Origin of the sequence: Microcoleus sp. LEGE 07076 (assembly GCF_015207455.1) — a bacterium.
GTDB lineage: Bacteria > Cyanobacteriota > Cyanobacteriia > Cyanobacteriales > Microcoleaceae > Microcoleus.
Genome location: NZ_JADEWV010000236.1, coordinates 1 through 8,362 on the forward strand (window position 1 = coordinate 1; position 8,362 = coordinate 8,362).

Here is an 8,362-nt window from a genome sequence, read left to right on the forward strand (position 1 = left end):
CAGGTTCAAATCCTGTCATCCCGATTGACTTTAACTCTTCACGGGTAAAGGGTTTCAGATTTATTACTCTCTAGGATATTCCACTTTCCGCTCATCTTTAGCTCAGTCCGACTCTTCTAAGTAGCTGAGTATCTCCAACACTGTTTGCATATCAGCCAAGTCAGCCTTCGACTTTTTGCGCCGCCCTTTCAACTGATTGAGCAAGTCGGCCGGCTCTAGAAATTCTGCGAGGGTCGGAGCCGAGTTTTTATTTGCTTCCCGTGAGCGCTGCGCTTCCTTGAGTTCTTGCTCCAACATCTGCACCTTTAGCACCAAATCGCCGTTGCGCTCGTGTAACTGATTGAGTTCTGCATCCCATTCTGCAAGTTGCTTGTTGGCCGCTTTCAATTCCTGCCTGAGTGATTCATCGTTGCCATCACTCAGGCACTCAATTTTCCCAAGCGTTCTTCAATCCCTGCTAATTTAGTGGCTAGCAGTGTGTCTAGCTTACTATCTAGCAATTTGTCTAGCACTGGTTGAATGTCCGAAATTTCGGACACTTGTGTTTGAGGTTGGATTGTTGGCGCTGATATTGCCTGGTTGGCCGCTTGCTCTAAGGTGCGGATTACCCAAGCATTGACGCTCAAACCCTCTGCTGCTGCAACATTTTTAATGGTTTCGAGCAAGTCTCGGCGACCGTCTAATCTCAAGTTAAGCTGGCATCTGTCTGTCATATTTAGTACCTGTCTAGTGGTTGTCTAGTTAGATACTAGCACTTTGTCTAGTGGTTGTCTAGTTAGATACTAGCACCTTGTCTAGTGGTTGTCTAGTTAGGTGCTAGCACTCTGTCTAGCTAGTCAACCTTCAGTTTTTCCAGACGTTCTTCAATGACAGCTATCCGTTTAATTAGTGGGGCAAGACGATCGGATATAAGTATGTCTACACTTTCGGCGGCTACTGTAGGCACGAGGTTAGTGTCACTTTCTTTAGACAGTGTTGTAGACGTGCCTGAGACTTCCTTGAGAATGCGTTGTGCAGCTTGATTAACCGACTCACCGTCTAATCTCTGAGCTTCTATCCAATTCAGAAAGTGACCGGAAGCTCTAAACGATACGACTTGACTTTGACTCATTTGTAGACACCTGTATACGGTGCTTGTCTACAATAGCTGATAGCCGTCTACACTGTCAACACTTTGTCTACAAAATTTGTAGATATGAAAATCCCCCGATTAAGGGGGATAAGATTTAGCCGTCAATTGTCAGGCAGCTATTAAATTTTCCGCAGGTCGCAGAAGAGCATTGAGATTACCCGTCCGCCTTTCATGCCCTCGCGTTCTTCCCAGTCAACCTTGCAACCGATGCTCGTGTGAATCTCAACGATGTGACCGTGCCAGTTGTAGCTAATGTCCTCTGGATTGTTACCAGCCACTTCGTCTCCGAGTCTGAATGCTTTGATGGGGTCAGAGCAGGGAATGCCGGTGAGTTTTGTCAGTTTTTGTCTTTGAGACAGGGTGAGTTTTGACAAAGAATTGCACAACTCCAAAAGAAGTGAGTTTTCGTCCTCAGCATCCTCAGCAGCTCTCTGTGTAAGGGTTACTGCCTCAGCACCATCCTCAGCAGAATTTTTTTGCTGAAGCAGTGCTGAGGATGAAAGTACCGTAGAGTCAAGTGCTGAGGATGCTGAGGATGATTTTTCACTTATTTTGGAATTTTGTTTGCAGATACCAAGATAGTAAGCTTCACCCATCATTCGCTGAGACTCGAAGCCCCTTTCTGTGTGTCGATGTTTTTGCAATCTAGGGAACAACTCACTGAACCGCGCAAACACTTGGTTGATAGCCTTTACAGGAGTATCGCGCCCCGGCAACTCGTTCCAAACCAATTTTTCCTTCTCACCCTCAATCTCAAGAATGCCAGCCTCTACATACCAATCCCGCAACTCTTGCCACAAGTCCTTGGCATAAACGCGCTCACCTTGGCCGGCCTCATATCCCATATCTCTGACAAACTGCCACAGATGCTGAGACTTTTCCTGAGCTTCCCGTAAAGCTGCGTCACTAGAGCCGTAATTAATCCCCTCAGCCAGCAGTAACGGTATCCGCTCCAGCATCCTGTTGAGAAGTGCCGGCGCAATCTGTTCCAAAATAAAATTAGGGTCTTCTTTGAACCGAGGGTCGGCTTCTAACTGGCCCTTCCCAGAGTCAGCCCCAACCGCGTAAGTTTTCTTGAAACTCAAAATGCAGTAACGGCTCCTGATAGCCTCTGCATCACTGCTGATACTTGGCAGAACATTGCAGTTAGCAAGGAATATAGCCTCTGGCTTGTACGGATACTCGCCACGCCCCTTGTGCTCAATTGTCAGCTCATCGCCCGTGATGAACTGCTTGAGACTTTGCAGCTTATCAAGTTTCACCGCGTCTGCATTCTCGCTAGACCAGTTGCACAAAGAATTCTCCAGGCCAGCAAGAGGAAACTTTCTCCCGCTGTCATAAACCTGAAAGTCCTTTAAGCTTTTGCCTGTAACGCCCCGCCCCAACACCGCCACTAACGCAGTCCGCAAAGTATCTTTGCCGTTGCTGCCGTCGCCGTGACAAAGCAGTCCTTTAACCCGCGACATCTTCAGGCGAGCCAGCGGTAGACACAGTGCAGCAGCAACCGTTCTAAGGAAAATTTCACGCTGTTGTGGTTCCAAACACTCTAAAAGGCGATCGCAATCTACGGGGCTAATACTGGAGTCGTATTTGCCGCCAATGTAAGTGTAGACCTGCTTAGGATTGTGCGGGGCAAAAGTATGAGAACCATCAGGATTAATCCTGAGAACCCCGTTAGAGCAGTTCAGACCCGGCGGGTTTACGGCATCAATCTCTACCGCCAAACCTGCAACCACCCAGTCGTAAACCTGATTAATGCTGGCAGAGCTGGCACGGTTGCAGCGGTATACGCCCTTAACGTTCTCAAAATAGGTACTGAGCCAATCACGGATACGGCGTTTTTCCGAAGGTTCCGACCGCAGTTGATAATAACCGTCGGCAAATTGGTAAATTTGACCCGCAATCGACACCCAATGCCCCTCAGAGTACAGTGAAGCCTCCGCTTTTTGGACGTAACTAAGCTCTGGAGGCGGTGCTGTGTCAGGAATGTAGTCACTTGTATTACTGTCGTACTTCTGGTATACTACATTATCTCGCGTATGCGCGTGAGAGGTAGGAAATTTATTAGGGGTTGAAGCAGCATTTTTGCGATCGCTTTTCTTGAGCTGTTTCTCCCATTTGTCTAGGGTTGGCGCGTTCGCTACAGCCTCTTTGAATGCGTCACCACCGTTAGCTTTGATAAAATCATCCATTCCTTTGAATTGGGCATCCCAAGTTGTTATGTAGACCTCGCATCCGCGTTCTTCTAGCAAGCGGCCAAGCTTCAAAATGGCTGCACGGCAAGATGAGTTGCCCGCATAGTCAGAATCAAAGTCTATGTAGTGGCGCGTTTCAGGTTGCGCCCAGTTTTCAACCTCTTTTGCTAGTTGACCGTCTTTGCCCCAATTCCAAACTCCTGTCAAAGCAATGGTTGCTAAGCCGATGCTCAGTCCAGAGCCAGCCTTTTTAACCCCTTCTGTCCAGTGCCGGGGAACAGAGAGGTCGTTGCGAGTCTTGAGCCAGTAATCTCTGTCTGGCATGGCTAGAAAGATTGCGTCGGGTTCCGTTCCTGATGCTGTTAGGTATTTGCGCGGTTTTTGCCCTTCTGGTTTGTGCGGCTTGTCGGGTTTGCCTTGTCCGTAGCGGTTCCCCGTTTTTGCGCCAGTGCGCCAATTGATGCTGCGGCACCACCAGCCACCTGTTTTGATTGGTTCTTTGGGCTGGATGCGTTCGTTGAGTTCTTTGGCTGCTAGCGATTCGATGTTGAGGCGGGCCAGAGCTTCTGATACGGCTGAACCTTCAACCCACTCGGCGAGGTGTTTGGAGCTGATGAAGGTTGAATTTTGGGATGCAGAATTTTCCCCAGTGGGGTATGATAAATTCATTAGTGTACCGCCCTAAAAAGCGGGTTTAGTACCAAAAGCCGTTGCGTTCAGGTTCCAATTGATGGCAGCGGCTTTTTGGCGTTTACTTAGTTTTTTGAAAGATTTTAGAGCATAGAAGGAACCGCCCCGCGAGTTAGATTGCGGGTGCGATTAAGCTGTCGTTGCGAGCACAGCCACCTATTTCAATATCTGGTATGGGGATAAAGCCTTTCGGTGGACTTTCGTGAGGTTCAGATTGTGACTGCGCTAAACTCCGAATAAAACTCTGGAACTCAGTCAAACTTCCGACCAAGACTCGGAACGTATCAGGATTCTCGTTGAAAAAATCCTTGATAGAACAAAATCTTGGTCTGCGTAGGGACTGGTAGGCACCAGGAAGGATGTTTACTCGACTGAGAATATGCCTAAAAGATTTGTCTAGGCTTCGTTTATCGTTAAGCTCTGCCAGAAAACGTTCATTAGAAGCCTGCATGACAGCTTTCCAGAAAGAAGGTCGCTTCGACGAACATTCTCTCTGATGCTCCCAAAAAAATCTCAAAGGCTCGTCGTGGGGGCATTGCCCCCAAAGCAGTCGCACCACTTTTCCCTGCGTCACTAAGTCCATCGTTTCATTTTACACAAGTATTGCATCCGACTTTTGCCTCCTCAAAAATCACCCTCGCTTACTTCCTCAGTCTCTACGACTTCGACCTTATACATCGACGAGTGAGTTTGTGGCGGGAAACGTAGACAGTGTAAGAGTTCCAGGAAAAGTGATTTTCGAGGCAAAATTGGAGGATTTTACTCCCCGACCAGGCGCTTATATTCAGCCTCAGCATCCTTGTACTTTTGACTGCCACCCTTGCTGACTCCCCAAATTTCAAGGATGATTTTTGCTTTGCCCCAGCCTTTAGCTTTGAGTTGCAGGGCCCGTTCCCCGCGATCGTTCTCGTTCTCGTTCGCCGCGTTCTCAGCTAGCTTGCTTGAACGTTCCGACTCAGGCTCATCGTCATCGCCGTAAGTTAGTGCTAGGGCGCGTTCGAGCCGTTCCACAGGATTAAGAATCGCTTCTGCTTCCTGCTGTCTCTGAGCTTGGCTTACATAAACCGATGTGCTGATTTCATCTTCCACGTCTGCTTTAATCGCCCTGGTCTTCAGAAGCTCGATTTCATTTTCCTCTGCCAGTTGGCGGGCAATGTTGCCCGCGCCGACCGCGCAAGCGATCGCACCGCAGAGGCTCAATCCCTGCATAGATTTGTGCCAGGTAATTTTTTATCCAGCATTGTAAGCGGGGTTAGCCACAGAGTCAGCGCCACGCCGCTCAACACAAACATTTTTAACTGCATAAAAACACCCCCGCGCCGATGAGTGTCATTGCTAAACCAGCCAGCAACACGGCTTGCAGGTTTTGCACAGAAATTTTAAGCCAGCCACTAACCGAGAAGTCTAAGAGCCAGCACAAGCCCCACAGAATAAAAGCCGTTGCTGCTAGAAATGCGATCGCCCTAAATGCCATCGGATGCAAACTCGCTATCCACCCCAGAAGGGAGGAAGCGATGCACCCGGCAATAAAATAATTTGCCAGATACATCGCCCGCATTAGTTCATCCCCGCTGTGAGCTTGGCTCGGATAGCGTCGATACGGGTGCGCGCGTCATTCTCAGCTTTATCAATTCCGAGTCCTAGGCGGGCATAACCGGGGCGCAGGCCGTGCAGTTTTTTAGCCAGTCCAGCATCGGCGCGCTTCTTGCCTAATTCGTTTTCGGCAACCGCGCCCTCGTATTTGCGGTGCTCTTTGTGTACCACTTTGTCAGCCACTTCAATCTTGACCAAAGCCTTGTAAGCGCGTTTACTCTGCCTTGCACCGTCGGTCTTTTCCTTGGCTAACTCCTTAAGTCTGTCGGCTTCTTCGCGGTCAAAGTAGCGCGGTTCGGGCAATATGGGAACTGTGCGGATTGAACCAAAGTTACCGGGATTCGTTGGCGTGATGACGGCTGCATCGGTTTGTGCCAAAACTTTTGACTTGTCAATGGCATGATTGCCGTCATTGCTGGCCGTAAGTTTTCCAGCATCAGAATTGCCGCCAAAAAGGCGTAGTTGCAGGCTCATAATTTTGTCCCTATTTGAATGTTGATGCGAACTGGGGGAAACAGATTGAGAGGATTGATTTGTCGCCACATTGACATTGCCAGCACAAACACTCCCGCCGATGCGAGTATGAGTGCGATGAGTTGAGAAAAATCAACCCACTCTAAAAAGTTGGTGGAAGTCTGGCGGGTAAAGTCGCAGACGGGGAACGAACCGTCATTAGTCCAGCTAGTGTCTACGGTGTCTACATCGCCTGTACCAAAGGATTCAGGTATTTTGTCTACACTGCCTGCACTGTCTAGTGGTGTGTCTAGTGATTCGCCGTCAATCAGGTAAAGTTCTAGCAGCGCTTCCCATGTAGCAGTCTTGGAAAGCTTCCCAAATTGCTTAGCGTCTTGGTTGGTGAAACCGCGCTCAAAAGCGATCGCCTTGAGTTTGTCGATACGGCGATACAGAATGGGAGGCTCAGTCATAGCTAGCCCCCGCAAACATTAAGTGTTGCGATCGCCCCTGGGGACGATCGGCTGAATGTGGCATAATTATTCGGCTCCAAACGTTGTAGACAAACGGTTTGGGGAAGTCGTGACTTGGTTAGCATTGCAAGTGCTAGTCAGTCGCGCATCAATCTTCCTTAGTTACATACGATCGCAGCTTCACAGCCATCTGTCAACACAGGGACTGTAAACTTTTGTTTCAACTTATTCGGCTAGCAACTCTATCACTTCGTCGGGCGTAATGCCGTAGATAGCAGCTAACAAATCGACACATTGTGCGTTACTTCCTATCCGTTTGAGTACCCCAATTGCGCTACCTAGAGGAATAGTTTCCTTTGTAGATTGAGTTAACAAGTTGATTGTTGTTTCAGTGTTAGCTCGTCTCTTGTAAATCCCTTCATTCATCTGTGTTGAATGCCCCAAACTTTTAGCTCTCGTCTCCTGAGACATCCCCCCCATTTGACCGCTAAGGTTAGCTAAATGACGCAGTGCGTGAGTTTGTGTTAGACCTTTGTTTAGTCTCGTTAAGAATTGACGCGCTCTCCTAGCGTAAGCTTTACCAATGGTATTTGGATTGTCTGAAACTGAATGAATTTCCGGTAATTGTCCTGATTTGATTTCTAAACGCTTTACCAAGTCGGGATGGGTAGGAGGAAGCATCGGCACACACAATCTGTAGCCAGTTTTGGTTGTCGTATCTAACAACGTTTTATCACCCACTACAGCAATCATTTTTATATTGTTTGGCTCAATCAGTGCCGGGATAATAACGCCATCGTTTGCTGTAAATGGTTTGTCGATGTTCTGAACAGCAAAGACCTCGTGAACCCGAAAGCCATACACAACCTGCATTGACAGCACCCACATCCACCGCTTGCGCGACTCTAAATGGTATCGTTTGTCATCAGGAATTGTTAAAATTTCCTCGCGAAGTTTCAAGAATTCGTCAACCGATATAGACTGAAGGTCTTGTCTAAACTCTGTCTGCGTACCATCAACTTCTTTAAGGCGACCGAGTAAGTCAGTGTTCTGAATTGTTTCGGCGAGCTTACGCATAGCGCACAAGCAGTTTTTGAAGCATTTAGTTCCTTTTTTTTTGCTGTTAACTGCCAACAGAACATCTGCCAGATTGACAACTGTGTTTTGGGGCAACAGTCTGTAATAGTGGCCATAAACTACATTCCAAGACCGCTGCTGACTAATACTGCTTCTGTCACGCTGCTGGCGGCGTTTAGTGCGTCCATCCCAATATTCTTTCTCTACTTTTGCAATTGCCTCGCCAAACGTCGTCAAGTCATTCTTGATGACGTTTTTTTGCAAAATAACATCTTCGTACCAGCTTAAAAATAGAGTCTCACTAGAGAACGATTCTAAGGCGGTAGCAACCAAGCGAGCTTTATTTAAGGCATCAGTGATGCCCTGCATTGTGAGATAGCACCCACAGGTTTTGTTGACCCGCTTGTCACCTAGTCTGAACTGAAGGGTGATGTAAGACCCCTTGGCTTTACTGTCCTTCTTTAGTCCTACCCCTTTGGGGCATTCTTTCTGTGCTTGGTTGAAGTAGTCCAAAATCCGTTCATACCCAATAAGGTAGTCAGCGGATGTGCTGAGTGTGACTGAATTAGATTTTTCGCTCATCTTTCGCTCAATCCTCCATAGTGCTGAGTCGCTTACTGTGTAAAGCATACAGCAGACCCACTCAGTTTTCGCTCAGATGCAAAATAGGTTGCCTAGATTGAGCGAAAATATGGGCTAGGATGGCGGAAAGTGGTAGAATACTTCGGAGAGCTTAATTCAAATCCTGT

The 8,362-nt window shown here is 47.9% G+C and carries 10 protein-coding genes; all 10 read right to left on the minus strand.

The features are described from left to right. Positions 1-102: 102 nt before the first annotated feature. The 10 genes from IQ270_RS25705 to IQ270_RS25750 all read right to left on the minus strand — a co-directional run bounded on the left by IQ270_RS25705 (position 103) and on the right by IQ270_RS25750 (position 8,195). A complete protein-coding gene (locus IQ270_RS25705; RefSeq protein ID WP_193976000.1) occupies positions 103-387 on the minus strand; it encodes a flagellar alpha dynein in 285 nt (94 codons plus the stop codon). A gap of 32 nt (positions 388-419) precedes the next feature. Beyond that, on the minus strand, positions 420-713 hold the full coding sequence (locus IQ270_RS25710; RefSeq protein WP_193976001.1) for a hypothetical protein: 294 nt from the start codon (positions 711-713) through the stop codon (positions 420-422). A gap of 119 nt (positions 714-832) precedes the next feature. Continuing rightward, the gene (locus IQ270_RS25715) at positions 833-1,111 is read right to left on the minus strand and encodes a hypothetical protein (protein WP_193976002.1); all 279 of its coding nucleotides are present in this window, start codon (positions 1,109-1,111) and stop codon (positions 833-835) included. 140 nt (positions 1,112-1,251) lie between these two features. After that, positions 1,252-3,996 (minus strand): DUF3854 domain-containing protein, encoded by a 2,745-nt coding sequence (locus IQ270_RS25720; RefSeq protein WP_193976003.1) that lies wholly within the window; start codon positions 3,994-3,996, stop codon positions 1,252-1,254. A gap of 133 nt (positions 3,997-4,129) precedes the next feature. Beyond that, the gene (locus IQ270_RS25725; RefSeq protein ID WP_193976004.1) at positions 4,130-4,600 is read right to left on the minus strand and encodes a hypothetical protein; all 471 of its coding nucleotides are present in this window, start codon (positions 4,598-4,600) and stop codon (positions 4,130-4,132) included. Between the two features lie 176 nt (positions 4,601-4,776). Then, positions 4,777-5,226, minus strand: coding sequence for a hypothetical protein (locus tag IQ270_RS25730; RefSeq protein ID WP_228056699.1), 450 nt, complete (start codon positions 5,224-5,226; stop codon positions 4,777-4,779). Positions 5,227-5,311: 85 nt separating this feature from the next. Continuing rightward, the gene (locus tag IQ270_RS25735; protein ID WP_193976005.1) at positions 5,312-5,575 is read right to left on the minus strand and encodes a hypothetical protein; all 264 of its coding nucleotides are present in this window, start codon (positions 5,573-5,575) and stop codon (positions 5,312-5,314) included. After that, the gene (locus IQ270_RS25740) at positions 5,575-6,084 is read right to left on the minus strand and encodes a hypothetical protein (RefSeq protein ID WP_193976006.1); all 510 of its coding nucleotides are present in this window, start codon (positions 6,082-6,084) and stop codon (positions 5,575-5,577) included. The genes IQ270_RS25735 and IQ270_RS25740 overlap by 1 nt, the downstream gene beginning before the upstream one ends. Continuing rightward, entirely contained in the window at positions 6,081-6,536 is a 456-nt protein-coding gene (locus tag IQ270_RS25745; protein ID WP_193976007.1) for a hypothetical protein, read from the minus strand. Before IQ270_RS25745 ends, IQ270_RS25740 begins: the two co-directional genes overlap by 4 nt. 225 nt (positions 6,537-6,761) lie before the next feature. Next, positions 6,762-8,195, minus strand: a complete 1,434-nt coding sequence (locus IQ270_RS25750; protein WP_228056700.1) for a hypothetical protein — start codon at positions 8,193-8,195, stop codon at positions 6,762-6,764. Between the last annotated feature and the right edge of the window lie 167 nt (positions 8,196-8,362).

What these genes read in the sequence shown, in the direction of transcription:
- IQ270_RS25720 (WP_193976003.1), bottom strand. Translation starts at nt 3,996, where the DNA reads ATGAATTTATCATACCCCACTGGGGAAAATTCTGCATCCCAAAATTCA.
- IQ270_RS25745 (WP_193976007.1), bottom strand. Translation starts at nt 6,536, where the DNA reads ATGACTGAGCCTCCCATTCTGTATCGCCGTATCGACAAACTCAAGGCG.
- IQ270_RS25735 (WP_193976005.1), bottom strand. Translation starts at nt 5,575, where the DNA reads ATGCGGGCGATGTATCTGGCAAATTATTTTATTGCCGGGTGCATCGCT.
- IQ270_RS25710 (WP_193976001.1), bottom strand. Translation starts at nt 713, where the DNA reads ATGACAGACAGATGCCAGCTTAACTTGAGATTAGACGGTCGCCGAGAC.
- IQ270_RS25725 (WP_193976004.1), bottom strand. Translation starts at nt 4,600, where the DNA reads ATGGACTTAGTGACGCAGGGAAAAGTGGTGCGACTGCTTTGGGGGCAA.
- IQ270_RS25740 (WP_193976006.1), bottom strand. Translation starts at nt 6,084, where the DNA reads ATGAGCCTGCAACTACGCCTTTTTGGCGGCAATTCTGATGCTGGAAAA.
- IQ270_RS25730 (WP_228056699.1), bottom strand. Translation starts at nt 5,226, where the DNA reads ATGCAGGGATTGAGCCTCTGCGGTGCGATCGCTTGCGCGGTCGGCGCG.
- IQ270_RS25715 (WP_193976002.1), bottom strand. Translation starts at nt 1,111, where the DNA reads ATGAGTCAAAGTCAAGTCGTATCGTTTAGAGCTTCCGGTCACTTTCTG.
- IQ270_RS25750 (WP_228056700.1), bottom strand. Translation starts at nt 8,195, where the DNA reads ATGAGCGAAAAATCTAATTCAGTCACACTCAGCACATCCGCTGACTAC.